A 19,033-nucleotide genomic window follows, 5' to 3' on the forward strand; every position below is an offset into this window, starting at 1 on the left:
ATGGGAATCAGGTCGCGATCTTATCAGCGACTGCCCTGAAACGCCCGAAGCCCTTTGAGCGCCTGAGCCCTGACCGCATTGCGCACCAGCGGCGTCCAGCCCAGCAGCAGGCCCTTGGTCCCCAAGGCCTGACGAGACCAGCGCCACAGATCGAAGCTGTCGTGATGCTCGCAGATCTTGCCATCGCGAAACACGAAGCGAGCCTGGATGTCATTGACCACAACGTTGCCGGTCTGGCTGAACAGGTAAGTCGCCACCCAATGCGCGCCACCGGAACGCTCATCGCTGCGCACGTTATCGAAGGTCAGGGAGAAGTCCTTGGCGCGGGTGGTGAGCATGCGCCACATATCACCGGCATCACGCCCGCGCAGCTCGCCAAACGCCGGGTCGCTGAAAACCACGTCGTCGGTGTAGCAGGCGCTCATGGCTTCGGCATCCAGGCGCTGGAAAGCCTGGTAGAACCGGTTGATCAGGGCGTTGTGGGCATCACTCATGGGCGGACTCCGAAAAGCGTTTCAATAGACTCTCCACAATAATCCGCCACTGTCGAGAACACTATCGTCATTCGCCATGAAAATAACATCAGCGAAGGTTGGTGATTTTCTCGCTGCGGACCCCGACGTACAACGCCCGGCCGGCGCCGATACCGGCGATGATCGCGCCCAGACCGATCAAGCCGAAGATCCAGCCCAGGGCTTGCCATCCGCCGGTCCAGTCATGCACCACACCCACTGCGAAAGGCCCCAGGGAGGCCAGGGTATAACCGAAGCCCTGGGCCATGCCGGAGAGGTTCGCGGCCACATGGGCGTCCCGTGAACGCAGCACGATCAGCGTGAGCGCCAGGCTGAACGTCGCCCCCTGCCCCAACCCCAGCAGGATCGCCCAACCCCACAAACCATCGAGGGGAGCATAGAGGCAACCGAACAACCCACCGAGGGTCATGACCATGACGATCACGATGGCCGGGCGCTGATCCTTGCCGCGGGTCGCCAGCCAAGGCGCCGCCAGGGAGCTGATCAACTGCACGATGACCGAACCCGACAACACCAGGCCGGCCTGGGTCGGGGTCAAGCCACGGCCGATGAGGATCGATGGCAGCCAACCGAACACGATGTAGGCCAGGGACGATTGCAACCCCATGTACAAGGTCACTTGCCAGGCCAGTGGATCGCGCAACAACCCGCGAACCCGATATGCCGCCTGGTGGACGCCTTGTTTCTGAGCGGTCTGCGGCAACCAGAACACGACAGCCAGCAAAGCCGGAACCGCCCAGAACCCAAGCCCCAGGGCCCAGCTATGGTTCAGCCGCTCGCTCAATGGCACCGTTGCACCGGCGGCCATTGCCGCGCCCAGGCACAAGGCCATGGTATAGACACCGGTCATGGCACCGGCCTGCCGGGCGAAGTCACGCTTGACGATACCCGGCAACAGCACCCCGATCACACCGATGCTCGCACCGGCCAGGACACTGCCAGCGAACAGACCAACCTGGCCGAACGAACTGCGCAGCACAATCCCGCCGGCAAGCGTCAGCAGGATCCCCAGCACCACGCGCTCGGCGCCGAAGCGCCGCGCCAGCACGGGCGCCAGTGGCGCGAACAGGCCAAGGCACAGCACCGGCAACGTGGTCAGCAAACCGGCCTGGGCGGCCGACAGGCCGAGGTTCGTCGAAACCTCGCCGAGCAGCGGCGCCATACTCGACAGCGCCGGACGCAGGTTCAATGCGACCAGGATCAACCCAAGCAGCAACAACCAGGGCCGGCACGGCAGCGGGTGGGCCTGCGGGGTCTGTTCGTCGTCGGCTTCAGCGTCGATCAGTAGTTCTTCGAGCTCGGCGGCGCGCTTTGGCGCTTGCGAGGATGGAGCGTCAAGCAGATCGCGGGACATGGAAAAACTCGGATTCAGGGTTCATTGATCAATTGTCGACAGAGGGCCTTGGCCCGCTGCGAATCTTGCTGCTCGACGGCTTCGAGAATTTCGGTATGCAGGTCGAACACGTGTTGATGGCGCGGGGCGATGTTGAGGCTCTGGCGCAGTTGCGCAGCGATCACGCTGGAAAAGTAGCGATACAACTCACTGAGCGCCGGGTTGTGCGCGGCGTCTACCAGGCGGCGATGGAACACAAGGTCGCAGGCGATGTACTGCTCCAGGTCGCCGTGATAATGCGCGCCGCTGGCGCTTAGCGCCTGGTGCAAGGCCTGCAGGTCTTCGTCGGTACGCCGCATCGCCGCCAGGCCGATGGCCTCGACTTCCAGGATGTGCCGGGTTTCCCGAGCCTGTTCCAGCGAACAGCGGGACAACACCTTGAGGGTATCCAGTGGATCGACCAGCGCCCGTACATAGCTGCCGTCGCCCTGGCGGACCTCGATCAATCCGGAAAATGCCAGTACGCGCATGGCCTCACGCACGGTATTGCGGCTGATCCCCAGCTCGGCCACCAGTTCCGGCTCGGTGGGCAGTCGCTGCCCCACAGGCCACTGGCCGTCGCTGATACGCCGACGCATCTGCTCAAGCGCCTGATCGACCAATGATCGACGGATTATTGGAGAAGTTTCTGTCATTAGAAGCGCCCTTTCATCCAATCATAGGATGAATTTTCTGACATGTTAGTCAGCTTCTTGTAGGACGGCAACCGCCTACGGTCAGTGGAGGGAAATGAAGAAAAATTTTTCGACTAGTCAAATTACCCTTTTAGGGTAATTATGGAAGCAGAGGTCCAAGGTTTCTTATGGAGAAGAACACACCTCATTACGCGCTGGCGGTGATACAGGCGGATGTCAGGCGGCTCGGGGGGAATGCGTTCACCAGCACGGCAAAAAGCAACGCATGGGCGCTCGGCCTGACGCTTTCAGATATGCAGGAGGTCATTTCCGGACTCCAGCGAAAGCAATTCCATAAATCGATGACCACCTATAACGATCATCGGCTCTGGCACGACGTCTATCACGCCAATACACATGGTCTGGAGATTTACATCAAGGTGACCTACCGCCCGAGCGGAGGTGCACCGGTAATCTCCTTCAAGGAGAAGAACGCATGAAAACCCAGCAATGCTTCAGCTGTGGCGCCCCGGAGGGGATGTTGCACTTCGAAGGACGTGGCGAAACCCTGAGCGTCAAGGGCCTGGAACGCCGAGTCGATGATCTGTCAGGTTGGGAATGCCGGATATGCGGGGAGGTCGAGCTTGATGCCCATTGCTCGGAAGGCCATGCAAAGGTGGGTGATGAGTTGGTCAACGCCGCCAGGCAGATGATCGGCGAGGAAATGAAACGCATCCGCCGCAAACTGCACCTCACGCAAAAAGAAGTCGTATCGCTTTTGTCAGGCGGAGGGCATAACGCGATTTCCCGCTACGAGCGCGGCGAGATATTGCCGCCAAAACCATTGATACTGCTGATGCGCTTGCTTGACCTCTACCCCCATCTGCTCGCAGATGCACGGAGCCTGGCGGAAGGAGCGGACTTGAGGCAATTCAAGACCCGTGTACACAAAGAGCTCGAAACCCTCACGGCGTCCTGAATACCAGGCACTAAAAAATAAACCCGGAACACAGTCCGGGTTTATTTCATTACCTGGCGTCGATCAATGCAGGATCTGGCTCAGGAACAGTTTGGTGCGGTCGTTCTGCGGGTTGTCGAAGAAGTCGTTCGGTGCCGCCTGCTCGACGATTTCACCCTTGTCCATGAAGATCACGCGGTTGGCCACGGTGCGGGCGAAGCCCATCTCGTGGGTTACGCACAACATGGTCATGCCGTCTTCGGCCAGGCCGATCATGGTGTCGAGTACTTCCTTCACCATTTCCGGGTCGAGAGCCGAGGTCGGCTCGTCGAACAGCATGATCTTCGGCTTCATGCACAGGGCACGAGCAATGGCCACACGCTGCTGCTGACCGCCGGAGAGCTGGCCCGGGTACTTGTGCGCCTGCTCTGGAATGCGCACGCGCTCCAGATAGTGCATAGCGATTTCCTCGGCCTTGCGCTTGGGCATCTTGCGCACCCACATCGGCGCCAGGGTGCAGTTCTGCAGGATGGTCAGGTGCGGGAACAGGTTGAAGTGCTGGAACACCATGCCGACTTCACGGCGGATCGCTTCGATCTGCTTGAGGTCGTTGGTCAGCTCCACGCCATCGACCACGATGCGGCCTTGCTGGTGCTCCTCCAAACGGTTCAGGCAACGGATGGTGGTGGACTTGCCGGAGCCCGACGGGCCGCACAGCACGATACGCTCGCCCTGCTTGACGTTCAGGTTGATGTCTTTCAACACGTGGAACTGGCCGTACCACTTGTTGACGCCCTGCATCTGAATAATGCCTTCAGGGCTCACAGGCTGTTTTATTGCTTCGCTCATTACAGAACTCCTAACGCTTGTGGCCAGTGTCGAGCTTGCGTTCCAGATGCATGGAATAGCGCGACATACCAAAACAGAAAATCCAGAACACCAGGGCGGCGAACACGTAGCCTTCGGTGGCCATGCCCAGCCATTTCGGGTCGGCGGCAGCTTGTTTCACGCTGTTGAGCAGGTCGAACAGGCCGATGATGATCACCAGGCTCGTGTCCTTGAACAACGCAATGAAGGTGTTGACGATACCCGGGATCACCAGCTTCAGGGCTTGCGGCAGAATCACCAGGCCCATGCTGCGCCAGTAACCCAGGCCCATCGCCGCAGCCGCTTCGTATTGCCCCTTTGGAATGGCTTGCAAACCGCCGCGTACCACTTCGGCAACATAGGCCGACTGGAACAGGATCACCCCGATGAGCGCTCGCAGCAGCTTGTCGAAGTTCATACCTTCAGGCAGGAACAGCGGCAGCATCACCGACGACATGAACAGCACCGTGATCAACGGCACGCCACGCCAGAACTCGATGAAAGTCACGCAGACCACGCGGATCGCCGGCATGTCCGACCGCCGGCCCAAGGCCAGGACGATGCCCAACGGCAGCGCGCCGGCAATGCCGACGGTGGCGATCACCAGGGTCAGCATCAGGCCGCCCCATTGGCTGGTCGCCACGTTTTTCAAGCCGAAGACGCCGCCGTGCAGCAGGATGTAGGCAATGATCGGGTACAGAACGAGAAAGCCGAGACCGTAGATCGCCTTGCGCGGGAAGCGCGAGATGAACAGCGGCGCCGCGCCGAGCACTGCCAGCCACACGGTCAGGTCTACGCGCCAGCGCAGGTCCGTCGGGTAGTAGCCGTACATGAACTGACCGAAACGCTGCTGGATGAACACCCAGCAGGCGCCGTCCTTGGTGCAGTCGGCGCGGGTAGTACCTACCCAGTTCGCATCCAGGATCGCCCAATGCAGCAGCGGTGGGATAATCAGGTAGATCAAGTAGAACGCAAACAGGGTCAGCAGCGTGTTGATCCAGCTGGAGAACATGTTGGCGCGCATCCACGCCACCACACCGATGCTACTGCTCGGAGGGGGCATGTCGGGTTTGAAAGTATGGGATGTCATGCGCGTTTCCTCACCGCTCGATCAGCGCAATGCGCTTGTTGTACCAGTTCATCAGCAGGGAAATGCTGATACTGATTGCCAGGTACACACTCATGGTGATCGCGATCACCTCGATGGCCTGGCCGGTCTGGTTCAACACCGTGCCGGCGAACAGCGACACCATTTCCGGGTAACCGATACCGGCCGCCAGGGAGGAGTTTTTCGCCAGGTTCAGGTATTGGCTGGTCAACGGCGGAATGATCACGCGCAAGGCCTGCGGGATGATTACCTTGCGCAGGGTCGGACCGTTGCGCAGCCCCAGGGAACGGGCTGCCTCGGTCTGGCCGTGGCTGACCGACTTGATGCCCGAGCGCACGATCTCGGCGATGAACGCCGCCGTGTACACGGTCAAGGCCAGGGTCAACGCCAGAAACTCCGGGATCAATACCCAGCCACCGACAAAGTTGAAACCGGCCAGTTGTGGCATTTCCCAATGCACCGGCGAATCAAACAGCAAGACGCACAATGCCGGGATCCCCAGGAACAGCGCCAGGCCCACCCAGAACTTGTGGAACGGCTCGCCAGTGGCTTCGAAACGCTTGTTCGCCCAGCGGGTCATCAGCACGATAGCAACGATTGCCAGCACCACACTGACCACGAACGGCCAGAACCCGTCGGCAATCTGCGCGGCCGGCATGTTCAGGCCCCGGCTACTGACATAGAAAGTGTCGCTGAAGTTATAGGCGGCCCGCGGCCCTGGCATGGTCAGGAAGACGGCGAAGTACCAGAACAGGATCTGCAGCAGCGGCGGGATGTTACGGAAAACCTCCACGTAAACGGTCGCCAGCTTGGAGATGATCCAGTTCTGCGACAAGCGCGCGACACCGATGATGAAGCCGAGGATAGTCGCCAGGATCACCCCGATGAAGGTCACCAGCAACGTGTTTAGCAAACCGATGACAAAGACGCGGGCATAGCTGTCCGCTTCAGTGTAATCGATCAGATGTTGAGCGATGCCGAACCCGGCACTGCGTTCCAGGAAGTCGAAACCGGACGTGATGCCCCGATGCTGGAGATTGGTCTGTGTATTGTCGAACAGGAACCAGCCCAGCGCGATAACCGTCACGACAGTGACGATCTGAAATACCCACGCACGCACTTTTGGATCGCTGAGGCCGAGCCTCTGCTTTGGTGCGCCGATTGAATTTTGCATGAAGTGCCCCGCAAAGAATGGAACAGAACATCACCCGGTGGTTGGCCCACCGGGTGACAGAACCATCAGCGCACTGGTGGTGCGTATTGGATGCCGCCAGCGTTCCACAGCGCATTCAGGCCGCGGTCGATTTCCAGCGGGGTGCCTTTGCCGAGGTTGCGCTCGAACATTTCACCGTAGTTGCCGACTTGCTTGACGATCTGCACAACCCAGTTCTTCGGCAGTTTCAGGTCCTTGCCGTATTCACCGTCAGCGCCGAGCATACGAGCGACGTCCGGGTTCTTGGTGGACTTGGCTTCGGCCTCGACGTTCTTCGAGGTCACGCCAGCTTCTTCAGCGTTGAGCATTGCGTAGCCAGTCCAGCGCACAATCGCCAGCCACTCATCGTCGCCATTGCGAACGACCGGGCCCAGTGGTTCCTTGGAAATGGTTTCCGGCAGAACCACGTAGTCTTTCGGCGAAGCCAGCTTGCTGCGCTGGGCGAACAGCTGGGATTTGTCGGAGGTCAGTACGTCGCAACGACCGGATTCCAGCGACTTGGCGCTCTCATCGGAGGTATCGAACGTGATCGGGGTGTACTTCAGGCCATTGGCACGGAAGTAGTCAGACACGTTCAGTTCGGTAGTGGTACCGGCCTGGATGCAGATGGTCGCGCCGTCCAGTTCCTTGGCGCTCTTGACACCCAGCTTGTTGTTTACCAGGAAACCGATGCCGTCGTAGTAGGTGATGAAGCCCGGAAACTTCAGGCCCATGCCCGCGTCACGGGAACTGGTCATGGTGGTGTTGCGCGAGAGCACATCGATTTCGCCGGACTGCAGCGCAGTGAAGCGCTCCTTGGCGTTCAACTGGCTGAACTTGACCTTGGTCGCATCGCCGAATACCGCGGCGGCAACGGCACGGCAGAAGTCAGCGTCGATACCGACGATCTTGCCGGTCGAATCAGGCACCGAGAAACCCGGCAGACCATCACTTACGCCGCACTGTACAAAACCTTTCTTCTGCACTGCGTCCAGGGTTGCACCCGCTTGCGCGAACCCGCTGACGCCGAGCACAGCAGCTGCGGTCACGACAGCCAGGGTGGATTTCAGTAACTTCATTCAAACCTCCAGTTTTGCTCTTGTTGTGTCGGAGCTTGAGTCCTGTCGCACCCTTTTGGGGCATTGCCGACCCTTGTTGGCTTTTTTTAGGGTCAACCGACGTCTGGACCTTCGCTATGAGTCTATTAATGAGGACGGTGCACTATTGGCGGCCATACCCACTTCTCACCAATCGGCCGAACGGGCTGTAGCCCTTCACGTTCGCGAAGCCCGTAGCGGCTATTGGCGAACATCCATCACCGGATTTCTGATATCCCATGCGTCGCGTCGAGCTGATAGTGTTACCGCGCAGCGTAAGATTCATCACTCGAGTATCCTCAAAGCAAAGCCCGTACCAGACCGCCGCGCTGGGCCTTTGAGAAATACGTCAAGACATAAAGTTGTAATTTTGCGACATCTAATTAACTGAGGAACCGGGCACGCACCGTAATCACGCACTGATTGAGCGCGCCCGCACAGATTTGGAGCACAGCCATGACCGACCCCCTGATTCTTGAGCCAAATAGCACCGCAAACGCATGTGTTATATGGCTTCACGGCCTGGGCGCCGATCGTTACGACTTTCTGCCGGTAGCCGAAATGTTGCAGCAAAGCCTGCACTCCACGCGTTTCGTTCTACCCCAGGCACCGACCCAGCCAGTAACGATCAACGGCGGTTACGCCATGCCCAGTTGGTATGACATCCGTGCATTGAGCCCGGCGCGCGCCATTGACGAGCAGCAACTTGAGGTGTCGGCAAAACGGGTCATGGACTTGATCGAAAGCCAGCGAGCCAGCGGAATAGACGCTTCGCGGATTTTCCTGGCCGGCTTTTCCCAAGGCGGTGCGGTGGTCTATCACACGGCTTTCGTGAAGTGGCAGGGGCCGTTGGGTGGTGTGATCGCGCTGTCGACCTATGCGCCGACGTTCGGTGACGAACTGCAATTATCCGCCAGCCAGCAGCGCATTCCGGTCCTGGCGCTGCACGGGCAATACGACGAAGTGGTACTCAATCCCATGGGCCGGACTGCAAAAGAGTATTTAAAGCAGCATGGTGTCACCGTGACATGGCAGGAATACCCAATGGGCCACGAAGTGTTACCCGAGGAGATTCGCGACATCGGCACCTGGCTGGCAGAACGGTTGCGCTGAATCGCCACGTCAGGCCTTTGACGAACACACTACGCCGCGCCCGTTTCTTGCATTACACTGGCCGGCGTACATTCCTTAACCAATCGATGAGATGACCGTGCTCAAAGCACTCAAGAAGATGTTCGGTAAGAGCGAGGCCGAGCAGCTCGCGCCTGGCCCCAGCGCCCCTGCCCAAGGCCCGAGCCGTACCGAAGCGCCACAACAATCGCGCCACCCCGCACCTGTTGCGCAGACGAAAAAAGAGCCGGTGACCTCGCCTGCCTCCGCTCCTGCGCCGGACAAGCCGCGCAATGAAGCCCCCAAGCCGCGCCGCGAACGTGCACAGAAACCTCCGGTCGTCGCCTGGAAGCTCGAGGACTTCGTCGTAGAGCCCCAGGAAGGCAAGACCCGCTTCCACGATTTCAAGCTGGCCCCGGAACTGATGCACGCCATCCAGGACCTGGGGTTCCCGTATTGCACGCCGATCCAGGCTCAGGTTCTGGGTTACACCCTCGCCGGCAAGGACGCTATCGGTCGCGCCCAGACCGGTACCGGCAAGACCGCCGCGTTTCTGATCTCCATCATCACCCAGCTGCTGCAGACCCCACCGCCCAAAGAGCGCTACATGGGCGAGCCGAGGGCACTGATCATCGCGCCTACCCGCGAGCTGGTTGTGCAGATCGCCAAGGACGCCGCCGACCTGACCAAATACACCGGCCTTAATGTCATGACGTTCGTCGGCGGCATGGACTTCGACAAGCAGCTCAAACACCTCGAAGCCCGCCATTGCGACATCCTGGTGGCTACACCCGGCCGCCTGCTGGACTTCAACCAGCGCGGCGACGTGCACCTGGATATGGTTGAGGTCATGGTGCTGGACGAGGCCGACCGCATGCTCGACATGGGTTTCATCCCGCAAGTGCGCCAGATCATTCGCCAGACTCCGCCGAAAAGCGAACGCCAGACCCTGCTGTTCTCCGCCACCTTCACCGAGGACGTAATGAACCTGGCCCGACAATGGACCACCGATCCGGCCGTCGTCGAGATCGAAGCCGAGAACGTCGCCAGTGAAAACGTCGAACAACATATCTACGCCGTAGCCGGTGCCGACAAGTACAAGCTGCTCTACAACCTGGTCAATGACAACGGCTGGGAACGGGTGATGGTGTTCGCCAACCGCAAGGACGAAGTACGGCGCATCGAAGAACGCCTGGTGCGCGACGGCGTCAATGCGGCCCAGTTGTCAGGCGATGTGCCCCAGCACAAGCGCATCAAGACGCTCGAAGGCTTTCGCGAAGGCAAGATTCGCGTGCTGGTGGCAACCGATGTGGCCGGTCGCGGTATTCACATTGACGGCATCAGCCATGTGATCAACTTCACCCTGCCCGAAGTGCCGGACGACTACGTGCACCGCATCGGCCGTACCGGCCGTGCAGGTGCCGAGGGCGTGTCCATCAGCTTCGCCGGCGAAGACGACTCTTATCAGTTGCCGTCCATCGAGGCGCTGCTGGGCCGCAAGATCAGCTGCGAAATGCCGCCAACCCACCTGCTGCGGCCAGTTGAGCGTAAACGTCACTGACAGTCGCCGCCCCCCCGAAAGCGCAGCCCTCGATGGCTGCGTTTTTTTTTGCCCGGGATATTGCTCGAATAAACTAAAAGTCCATAATAGACAAATTAGTTTAAATGACACCGTCCGGAGTCCCGATGTCCAGTACGCCTCATGTGATGACCCAAGCCCAGGCTCGCGCACTGCTTGGGCAAATCGATGTGCCGCAAATCCTGCGCAAACTGTTTCGCGACCTGGCGACCGGACAGGCGGTGCAGCCGGCCCAGCAATGGGTAGAATTTCCCCAGGGCGCCGGGGACTTCATCAATTATCTGGGCGTGCTGGCTGAGGATCAGGTCTATGGCATCAAGACCTCACCCTACATCGTGCGCGAGCAGGGTCCGCTGGTCACCGCCTGGACCTTGCTGATGTCGATGCGCACCGGTCAGCCGCTGTTGTTGTGCGATGCCGCCGAACTGACGACTGCTCGCACCGCAGCCACCACGGCCGTCGCCGTCGATGCCCTCGCCCACCCCCAGTCCCGGCGCCTCGCCGTTATCGGCAGCGGTGCGGTAGCGCGGGCGCATGTGCATTACGCCAAGGGTTTGCGGGACTGGAATAACATCAGCCTCTACTCGCCGGGCCTACAGAGCAAGACGGCACAGGATCGTGCACTGATCACCGGCCTGGATTCGCGCCTGGAGATTACCGACAGCCTTGCGGCGGCGGTGCATGACGCCGACGTGGTGATGCTCTGCACCTCGTCCGCCAAAACAGTGCTCGAACCGAAGATGCTGGACAAACCGGCGCTGATCACCTCAATCAGCACCAACGCGCCACGCGCCCATGAAGTGCCACCCAACAGCCTCAATGATATGGACGTGTACTGCGACTATCGTCAGACCACCCCAGGTTCGGCAGGCGAGATGCTGATCGCTGCCGAACAGCATGGCTGGGAGCCGTCGAGCATCATCGGTGACTTGCCTGGATTGCTCAGCGGACAGGTTGCGCGACCGACTCTTGAGCGCCACGTTTTCTTCCGCTCCATCGGCCTGGGGCTGGAAGATGTGGCGTTGGCGAATGCGCTTTACCAACTCCGCAACTGATACACCACACTCCCCTGCGGGAGCGAGCCTGTGGGAGCCGAGCTTGCTCGCGATGAACGAAAACACGGTCAATGGATCGAGGCGTCTTCATCGCGAGCAAGCTCGGCTCCCACACAGGCACGCTCCCACAGGGATCTGCGTATACCTCGGGATCGCGCTTCACAGGAGAGTTTCATGACCTCAGCAGATTTCATCATCATCGGCGGCGGCATTGCCGGTGCCTCCACCGGCTACTGGCTGGCCCCCCACGGCCGAGTCATTGTGCTCGAACGCGAATCCCATCCGGCCTATCACTCCACCGGCCGTTCGGCGGCGCTGTACACCGCCGCCTATGGCACCCCGCAGGTACGGGCATTGACCCAGGCCAGCCGCGATTTCTTCGACACACCGCCGGCCGGCTTCTGCGAACATCCCCTGCTCACGCCCCGAGGCGAAATGACTGTGGACTTCACCGGTGATCCGGCCGAGTTGAACAATCAATACCTCAGCGCCAAGGCCACCGTACCGCAGATGCAGTTGCTCAGCGCCGAAGAAGCCTGCGTGCGGGTGCCGATCCTTCGCCGGGAAAAAGTCCACGGGGCCATCTATGACCCCACGGCCGCCGACATCGACACGGATGCGCTGCACCAGGGCTACCTGCGCGGTATCCGCCGCAACGACGGTGAAGTGCATACCGACAGCGAGGTCCTGGACCTGATTCGCGACAACCATGGACAGTGGCAGGTGCGAACGGCCAACCGGACCTTCACCGCGCCGATTCTGATCAACGCGGCCGGTGCCTGGGCCGACCAGGTTGCGCAACTGGCCGGCGCCCGGACGCTGGGCCTGCAACCCAAGCGGCGCGCGGCTTTCATCTTCGCCGGCCCCGAAGGCCTGGACACCCATGACTGGCCGATGCTGGTGAGCCTCGACGAATCTTTCTACATGAAGCCGGATGCCGGCATGCTCCTGGGTTCGCCGGCCAATGCCGATCCGGTGGAGCCACATGATGTACAACCGGAAGAACTGGATATCGCCCTGGGGATCTACCAGATCGAAGAAGCCACCACCCTGAGCATTCGCCGCCCGACCCGCACTTGGGCCGGGTTGCGCAGCTTTGTCAACGACGGTGATCTGGTGTCCGGTTTCGACCCACAGTTACCCGGATTCTTCTGGGTCGCCGCCCAGGGCGGCTATGGCATCCAGACCTCTCCGGCGATGGGCCAGGCCAGCGCAGCGCTGGTACGCGGCGAACCACTGCCCGAAGCCCTGGCTCGCTTCGGCCTGAACAGTGCAATGCTGTCGCCGGAGCGACTTGACTGACCTTCCTGGAAGGTGACGCATCGTCACGATTGCGGCACACTCCCTGCGCCCCTGCTTCACGGGGCGCCGACGCTGCCTGGAGCCCTGTCATGACTGCCCCGCAACCCGATCCGGCAATGGACAATTTCCACACCATCGCCGACGCCATCGCCACGCTGTTCTACCCTCACGCCGAAGTGGTGCTGCACGACCTGCGCACACAGAAAGTCGACTACATCGCCAACAACCTCTCCAAGCGCGAGATCGGTGATGACTCGTCCCTGGAGGACATGCTCAGCGAGGACGTCAGCGAACGGAACATCGGTCCGTATGAAAAACTGAACTGGGACGGCCAGAAGATCCGCAGCCTCAGCAGCGTCCTGCGCGATGTCGAAGGTCGGCCGCTGGCAGTGCTGTGCATCAACCTGAATATTTCACTGTTTGAAAATGCCAAGGCCGCGCTGGACCTGTTCCTGTCGCCGGGCAAGTTGATTCCACAGCCGGACTCCCTGTTTCGCGATGACTGGCAGGAGCGCATCAACACCTTCCTGCATGCCTGGATGCGCGAGCGCCAATTGAGCCTGAACCTGCTGACCCGCGACCATAAACGCGAACTGGTGCTGGCGCTGCACGCCGAAGGCGCCTTCAAGGGCAAGAGCGCCTCCAACTACGTCGCCAATGTGCTGAACATGGGGCGGGCGACGGTGTACAAACACTTGAAGGAATTGAAGGGCTGAGGTTGCGTCGCCTGGACTGACGCCATCGCGAGCAGGCTCGCTCCCACAGGTTCGCACGGATCAAAATGTGGGAGCGAGCCTGCTCGCGATGGCAATCATTCAGTCACCATAGATATCCGACTTGAAATACTTGGCCTGAATCTTCTGATATTCACCGTTGGCCCGAATGCCGTCGATGGCCTTGTTCAGATCCGCCACCAACTGGGTATTGCCTTTGCGCACCGCAATACCAGCTCCTTCCCCAACATATTTCGGGTCCTTGAGTTCAGGACCGACAAACCCGTAGCCCTTGCCCCGGGGCATCGACAGGAAATCCTCCAGCGGGATGGTGTCGGCAAAAATCGCGTCCAGGCGGCCGGATGCCAGGTCCATGTAGATTTCTTCGTTGTTGCTGTAGCGCTTGACGATCACGCCTTTGGGTTCGAGGACTTCGGTGGCGTAGCGGTCGGTGGTGGTCGCACGCTGCACACCCACGGTCTTGCCCTTCAGGCTGGCGTACTGGTCATCCACCACGGCCCCCTCCTTCATGACCAGCCGCGAAGAAGTGAAGTAGTACTTGTGGGTGAAATCCACCGACTTCTTGCGTTCCTCGGTTATGGTCATGGACGACAGCGCCATGTCGATCTTCTTCACCTTCAACGACGGAATCAGTCCGTCGAACTCACCTTCGACCCATTCGCACTTGACCTTCATCTGCATGCACAACGCATTGCCGATGTCGTAGTCGAAACCCTCGATCTTCCCTTCCGAGGTCTTGGAAGCAAATGGCGGATAGGCCGCTTCGATGCCGATGCGCAGGGTCTTCTCTGCGGCGAACAGGCTGCCGGAGGCCAGCAGGCTCAGGGCCAGGCCAGTGACAAGGGGGAATTTCTTCATGATTGTTCTCTCGCGGGTTGTTGTTGGTTTGGCAGAGAAAAAACAGGCGTGACTAATTATGTACTTATAAATCCATACTGGACTTTAATGTACACATCGTCAATTGAAGAAATGATGGAAAGCTGATGGCCCCATCGCGAGCAGGCTCGCTCCCACAAAGGAGCGGCTGCACAGATCCGATGTGGAAGCGAGCCTGCTCGCGATGGCGGACTATCAGCTAACGAAGAAAGGTCTACTGTTTCCAGCGATCCGCCGCCGCATGATCACTGTCCCGCCCCTCGACCCAGCGCGGGCCATCCGCGGTGTTCTCCTTTTTCCAGAACGGAGCACGGGTCTTGAGGTAGTCCATGACAAAGGCGCAGGCGTCGAATGCCGCCTGGCGATGGGCGCTGGCGGCCGCGACGAAAACGATGGGCTCGCCCGGTTCCAGGGCACCGATGCGGTGCAGCACTTCCAGCTTCAGCAGTGGCCAGCGCTGCTGCGCCTCGACGGCAATCTTGCCCAGGGCTTTCTCGGTCATGCCCGGGTAGTGCTCCAGGAACATCCCGGACACATCCAGGCCGTCATTGAAGTCCCGCACGTAGCCGACAAAACTCACCACCGCGCCCACGCCGACATTGGCCGCGTGCATTGCGTTGACTTCGGCACCCGGATCGAACGGGTCGGCCTGTACACGAATCGCCATGAGTCAGCCTCCGGTCACCGTGGGGAAGAACGCGACTTCGTCACCATCCACCAGCGGTTCATCAAGCTGGCACAACTCTTCGTTGCGGGCGCACATCAGGTTCTGCTCGCTCAACACGTCGAAGCCCTGGCGATCCGCCAACAGCGCGCGAACGTCGTCGACCTTAGTGAATTTACCATCGACGCTCAAAGCGTCCATGCCCACGGCCTCGCGGTAACGGGCAAAGAACTTCACATGGATTTTCATGACGCGTCCGCCTGGAAATGACCACTCTTGCCGCCGAGCTTTTCCAGCACCCGCACCCCTTCAATGGTCATGCCCCGGTCCACGGCCTTGCACATGTCATAGATGGTCAGCGCGGCGACACTGGCGGCGGTCAGGGCTTCCATCTCCACCCCTGTCTGTCCCGAGAGCTTGCAACGGGCAACGATGCGCACCCGATCCTCCCCTTCGGCATTGAGCTCGACCTTGACGCCGGTGAGCATCAGCGGATGACAGAGCGGAATCAGATCGCTGGTTTTTTTCGCCGCCTGGATGCCGGCAATGCGTGCGACGGCGAACACATCGCCCTTGGGGTGACCGCCGCTGACGATCATCTGCAGCGTAGCAGGCAACATACGCACAAAAGCTTCGGCGGTGGCCTCACGGAACGTCACGGCCTTGTCGGTCACGTCGACCATGTTGGCGCGACCTTGGGAATCGAGATGGGTCAGCACGAGGTTACTCCTGATCAGGAGCGTCGATTGTAAACCCGTGAGTCAAATTCCGGCACGCCTGATTGTCGCACCTGCTCTTTCCTATGAGAGCCGGCTCGCTGAACTCGCTGAAGTAGAGCTTGCTGTGGGAGCAAGGCTTGCCCGCGATGAAGTTGATGCGGTCTGTCAGAAATCGCGGTGTCTTTATCGCGAGCAAGCCTTGCTCCCACAGCAGGCTCGCTCACAGGGTTATTTGTCGTGTTCAGGAACCGGGCGACCACAAGGTCGCCCGGCTTCATCAAGGGTTACAGATGGGATTCGGCGTATTCGGCCAGGATCGAGCGCGGTACGCCCTGCAGCGTGATGTGGACCCCGTTGGGGAAGTCCTTGAAGCGTTCGGTCAGGTAGGTCAGCCCGGAACTGGTCGCGGACAGGTAAGGGGTATCGATCTGCGCCAGGTTACCCAGGCACACCACTTTGGAACCGGCGCCGGCACGGGTGATGATGGTTTTCATCTGGTGCGGGGTGAGGTTCTGGCATTCGTCGATCAGGATCAGGCTCTGCTGGAAGCTGCGGCCCCGGATGTAGTTGAGGGATTTGAACTGCAACGGCACCTTGCTGAGGATGTAGTCGACGCTGCCATGGGTGCTCTCGTCATCCATATGCAAGGCTTCGAGGTTGTCGGTAATGGCCCCCAGCCAGGGCTCCATCTTTTCCGCTTCGGTGCCGGGCAGGAAGCCGATTTCCTGGTCCAGGCCCTGCACGCTGCGTGTGGCGATAATGCGCCGGTAACGCTTGCTGACCATGGTCTGCTCGATGGCGGCAGCCAAGGCCAGGATGGTCTTGCCGGAACCGGCCGCGCCGGACAGGTTGACCAGGTGGATATCCGGGTCGAGCAAGGCGAACAGGGCCAGGCTCTGGTAGATGTCACGGGGCTTCAGGCCCCAGGCTTCCTGATGCAGCAAGGGCTCCTGATGCAAATCGAGAATCAGCAGCTTGTCCTCTTCGATCTCCTTGATCCAGCCGACAAACCCTTGTTCGTCGATGATGAACTCATTGATGTGCACCGCCGGCAGGTTGTCGATCAGTTGCACCTGGTGCCAGGTGCGACCATGGTCCTGGCGGGTATCGACCTTGCTCACACGGTCCCAGAAGGAGCCGGTCATGGTGTGGTAGCCGTTGGGCAACAGCGACACGTCGTCGACCAATTGGTCGGTGCTGTAATCCTCCGCTGCAATCCCGCAGGCTCGGGCCTTGAGACGCATGTTGATGTCTTTGGTCACCAGCACCACAGCACGATCCTGGTTGCGCGCGTGCAGGTCGATCAACTGGTTGATGATGATGTTGTCGTTCAGGTGTTCGGGCAGTACAAGGTTGGGTTCGGTGCGCTTGCTCATCAGGATCGAGAGCAGGCCCTTGGGGCCGCCTTTGCCACGCTGGATCGGCACACCCAGCTCGACATCTTCGGGAGACGCATCCCCCAGGGTCTTGTCGATCAGGCGGATCGCCTGCCGGCATTCGGCCGCGACGCTGTGATGGCCGCTCTTGAGCTTATCCAGCTCCTCGAGCACGGTCATCGGAATGGCAACGTGGTGTTCTTCGAAATTCAGCAGTGCGTTTGGATCGTGGATCAATACGTTGGTATCGAGTACATAGAGGATTGGCTGGTTGGAGGAAGGGCTACGTCCGTGGTCATCCATACTCGGTCACCTTTGTGGGGGCCATTCGACGCAATACCATGACAGTGCTGCGCCTCGAGGTAGCCACCGAATTCACCCGCGAGGATTCAGGTGAACTGCACACAAACTGGGTCTTGGAAGACGCCACCTGTGTTGCAGGTTTCGGCGGTCTGACTTCTTGATACTCCAAAACCCATGACAGGAAAAAGCACTTTGACGCTTTTTTGAAGTTTATTTTTCAGAGTGACGAAAAGCCCTTGGCGTACCGCCGCTACGCCGTTAAAGTCGGAAGTCGGGTCGTCATGAATGCGCACCGCTTTTTTTCCTTTTCCCCAGTATTTCCGGGCCTTTGCGGTTTCAGCGAAAGGCCTCCTGACAATCCTCCCAACCGATTCCACTTTGCGCCGTCTGCGTGACGAGCCAGGGCATTGCTGTCTTCACCGCGTCCTGCTTGGCGTTGAAGTTGATCACTCCGTGGCGCCACAGCAGCATCAAGGTCAGCGCGCGCTGGGCACTCTGCTCGGGCTTGAGCCGATTGCTGCCATCCTGGGGATCGATATCCCACAATGCCACTTGCAGGCCCTGTTGCCTGAAAAATGCTTCAGCATCGCCACGTCGCTGGCCCTGGGGGGGACGGAACAGCGGCACATAATTCTCTGGCAGCTTGCTCTTGACCAGATCGACGCTGCGCCGTATCGAATCCTGCCAGTCCCTCCAATAGCTATGGGAGCGGAACTCCCAGCCCTGAACACCCACGCACTGTTCTGAATACAACGACTGGAGGTCGTTGGCGGACTCCTCCACCAGCCGCGCCTGGATGTCCTTGCCCAGCACGAAAAAGGTGCCGTTCATGTTCGACTTGCGCAAGTAATCCGTCAGCCACCCGGTGTTGTCTGGCACAACGTTGGCACCACTGTCGAAGGTCAGCAGGAACAGCCGGTCAGGCATGTCCTCGCCGTTGCGCTCGTAATCACCGAAACGTTCGATTTCGCTGGTGGTTTGCGGAAAAAGCGCGGCTTTTCGCAGCAACTCATCCCGGTACTGGGTATGAAAAATCTCGCTCGGCCCGGCCCATTTGAAATAGAACGAGTCTTCATCAAGGTGGAATCGGCGCGCCTCCTCACGCAAGGTCGCCATGTTCTCCACCAGGTAGCAGAAAGAAGCGTCCTGGTCACAGCTCTGCTGGGCGAAGTTGTAGCTGGTCAGTAATCTCTGCCACAACCGGGTACGCAGGGCGGTGATCGCCGCCATGTTCACCGAGCGCAGTCCCAGGTACTGCTTGAGAGCGATTTCGTCCATGGCATCGGTATCCAACAACACCCGGGCGAACATCAGGATCTCGGCCCGCGAAGCGACGTCGAACAGGGTCGGGCTGGTGAGTTGTTCCGGCCAGGTGCTGCGGTCCAGGGTGGCGATGTCGTTGGGCGCGGCAATGGCAGTGAGGCTCAAGAGCCAGACCGATAACACAAGCACGATACGCAAAAGGGATGTCTCCATAACGAAACCCGCGCGGCATCATAGCTGATCCGAATGGAAGCAAGGCCCGGGAGCTTTGTGTGGCAAGGGAATTCAGC

General features: G+C 59.9%; 21 protein-coding genes. 7 read left to right on the plus strand and 14 right to left on the minus strand.

Features of this window, described 5'->3' with window-relative positions:
* Positions 1-23: 23 nt before the first annotated feature.
* The 3 genes from QZH45_RS24605 to QZH45_RS24615 form a co-directional block, all read right to left on the minus strand.
* Positions 24-494: a nuclear transport factor 2 family protein gene (locus QZH45_RS24605; protein ID WP_053191652.1), complete on the minus strand. Its 471-nt coding sequence runs from the start codon at positions 492-494 to the stop codon at positions 24-26.
* 88 nt (positions 495-582) lie between these two features.
* Positions 583-1,887, minus strand: a complete 1,305-nt coding sequence (locus QZH45_RS24610; protein WP_033034269.1) for a CynX/NimT family MFS transporter — start codon at positions 1,885-1,887, stop codon at positions 583-585.
* 14 nt (positions 1,888-1,901) lie between these two features.
* The gene (locus QZH45_RS24615) at positions 1,902-2,561 is read right to left on the minus strand and encodes a FadR/GntR family transcriptional regulator (protein WP_053191656.1); all 660 of its coding nucleotides are present in this window, start codon (positions 2,559-2,561) and stop codon (positions 1,902-1,904) included.
* A gap of 167 nt (positions 2,562-2,728) precedes the next feature.
* On the opposite strand from QZH45_RS24615, the gene QZH45_RS24620 reads away from it, so the two are divergent.
* Both QZH45_RS24620 and QZH45_RS24625 read left to right on the plus strand, forming a co-directional pair.
* Complete coding sequence (locus QZH45_RS24620) at positions 2,729-3,040, plus strand: type II toxin-antitoxin system MqsR family toxin (RefSeq protein WP_055135995.1); 312 nt, start codon at positions 2,729-2,731, stop codon at positions 3,038-3,040.
* Entirely contained in the window at positions 3,037-3,519 is a 483-nt protein-coding gene (locus tag QZH45_RS24625; RefSeq protein ID WP_055135994.1) for a type II TA system antitoxin MqsA family protein, read from the plus strand. The genes QZH45_RS24620 and QZH45_RS24625 overlap by 4 nt, the downstream gene beginning before the upstream one ends.
* A 63-nt stretch (positions 3,520-3,582) precedes the next feature.
* Here the strand turns inward: QZH45_RS24625 and QZH45_RS24630 are convergent, their stop codons facing one another.
* From QZH45_RS24630 to QZH45_RS24645, 4 genes are all read right to left on the minus strand, one after another.
* Complete coding sequence (locus QZH45_RS24630) at positions 3,583-4,347, minus strand: amino acid ABC transporter ATP-binding protein (RefSeq protein WP_003178331.1); 765 nt, start codon at positions 4,345-4,347, stop codon at positions 3,583-3,585.
* A gap of 10 nt (positions 4,348-4,357) precedes the next feature.
* Positions 4,358-5,455 carry an amino acid ABC transporter permease gene (locus QZH45_RS24635; RefSeq protein WP_024777628.1) on the minus strand — a complete coding sequence of 366 codons (1,098 nt, stop codon included), beginning with the start codon at positions 5,453-5,455 and terminating at the stop codon, positions 4,358-4,360.
* 10 nt (positions 5,456-5,465) lie between these two features.
* On the minus strand, positions 5,466-6,647 hold the full coding sequence (locus QZH45_RS24640) for an amino acid ABC transporter permease (protein ID WP_024777627.1): 1,182 nt from the start codon (positions 6,645-6,647) through the stop codon (positions 5,466-5,468).
* Positions 6,648-6,712: 65 nt separating this feature from the next.
* Positions 6,713-7,744 (minus strand): amino acid ABC transporter substrate-binding protein, encoded by a 1,032-nt coding sequence (locus QZH45_RS24645; protein ID WP_024777626.1) that lies wholly within the window; start codon positions 7,742-7,744, stop codon positions 6,713-6,715.
* Between the two features lie 474 nt (positions 7,745-8,218).
* On the opposite strand from QZH45_RS24645, the gene QZH45_RS24650 reads away from it, so the two are divergent.
* The 5 genes from QZH45_RS24650 (at position 8,219) to QZH45_RS24670 (ending at position 13,524) form a co-directional block, all read left to right on the plus strand.
* Positions 8,219-8,875 (plus strand): alpha/beta hydrolase, encoded by a 657-nt coding sequence (locus QZH45_RS24650; protein WP_024777625.1) that lies wholly within the window; start codon positions 8,219-8,221, stop codon positions 8,873-8,875.
* Between the two features lie 91 nt (positions 8,876-8,966).
* Positions 8,967-10,433 (plus strand): ATP-dependent RNA helicase RhlB, encoded by a 1,467-nt coding sequence (rhlB, locus tag QZH45_RS24655; protein ID WP_024777624.1) that lies wholly within the window; start codon positions 8,967-8,969, stop codon positions 10,431-10,433.
* A gap of 125 nt (positions 10,434-10,558) precedes the next feature.
* The gene (locus QZH45_RS24660) at positions 10,559-11,506 is read left to right on the plus strand and encodes an ornithine cyclodeaminase family protein (protein ID WP_024777623.1); all 948 of its coding nucleotides are present in this window, start codon (positions 10,559-10,561) and stop codon (positions 11,504-11,506) included.
* 174 nt (positions 11,507-11,680) lie between these two features.
* A complete protein-coding gene (locus QZH45_RS24665; RefSeq protein WP_055135455.1) occupies positions 11,681-12,808 on the plus strand; it encodes an NAD(P)/FAD-dependent oxidoreductase in 1,128 nt (375 codons plus the stop codon).
* A gap of 89 nt (positions 12,809-12,897) precedes the next feature.
* Entirely contained in the window at positions 12,898-13,524 is a 627-nt protein-coding gene (locus tag QZH45_RS24670; protein ID WP_024777621.1) for a helix-turn-helix transcriptional regulator, read from the plus strand.
* Between the two features lie 99 nt (positions 13,525-13,623).
* Here QZH45_RS24670 and QZH45_RS24675 read toward each other — a convergent pair whose 3' ends face one another.
* The 7 genes from QZH45_RS24675 to QZH45_RS24705 form a co-directional block, all read right to left on the minus strand.
* The gene (locus tag QZH45_RS24675) at positions 13,624-14,400 is read right to left on the minus strand and encodes an ABC transporter substrate-binding protein (protein ID WP_055135454.1); all 777 of its coding nucleotides are present in this window, start codon (positions 14,398-14,400) and stop codon (positions 13,624-13,626) included.
* Positions 14,401-14,632: 232 nt separating this feature from the next.
* Entirely contained in the window at positions 14,633-15,085 is a 453-nt protein-coding gene (gene moaE / locus QZH45_RS24680; protein ID WP_024777619.1) for a molybdopterin synthase catalytic subunit MoaE, read from the minus strand.
* A gap of 3 nt (positions 15,086-15,088) precedes the next feature.
* Positions 15,089-15,331, minus strand: a complete 243-nt coding sequence (moaD, locus tag QZH45_RS24685; protein ID WP_024777618.1) for a molybdopterin converting factor subunit 1 — start codon at positions 15,329-15,331, stop codon at positions 15,089-15,091.
* Positions 15,328-15,801: a cyclic pyranopterin monophosphate synthase MoaC gene (moaC, locus tag QZH45_RS24690; protein WP_024777617.1), complete on the minus strand. Its 474-nt coding sequence runs from the start codon at positions 15,799-15,801 to the stop codon at positions 15,328-15,330. Before moaC ends, moaD begins: the two co-directional genes overlap by 4 nt.
* Positions 15,802-16,085: 284 nt before the next feature.
* The gene (locus tag QZH45_RS24695; protein WP_024777615.1) at positions 16,086-17,480 is read right to left on the minus strand and encodes a PhoH family protein; all 1,395 of its coding nucleotides are present in this window, start codon (positions 17,478-17,480) and stop codon (positions 16,086-16,088) included.
* Between the two features lie 86 nt (positions 17,481-17,566).
* The gene (locus tag QZH45_RS24700; protein WP_155514778.1) at positions 17,567-17,773 is read right to left on the minus strand and encodes a hypothetical protein; all 207 of its coding nucleotides are present in this window, start codon (positions 17,771-17,773) and stop codon (positions 17,567-17,569) included.
* A gap of 43 nt (positions 17,774-17,816) precedes the next feature.
* Positions 17,817-18,941: a polysaccharide deacetylase family protein gene (locus QZH45_RS24705; RefSeq protein ID WP_024777614.1), complete on the minus strand. Its 1,125-nt coding sequence runs from the start codon at positions 18,939-18,941 to the stop codon at positions 17,817-17,819.
* Between the last annotated feature and the right edge of the window lie 92 nt (positions 18,942-19,033).

Origin of the sequence: Pseudomonas corrugata, from assembly GCF_050920615.1 — a bacterium.
In the GTDB taxonomy this organism is placed as follows: Bacteria; Pseudomonadota; Gammaproteobacteria; order Pseudomonadales; family Pseudomonadaceae; genus Aquipseudomonas; species Aquipseudomonas corrugata.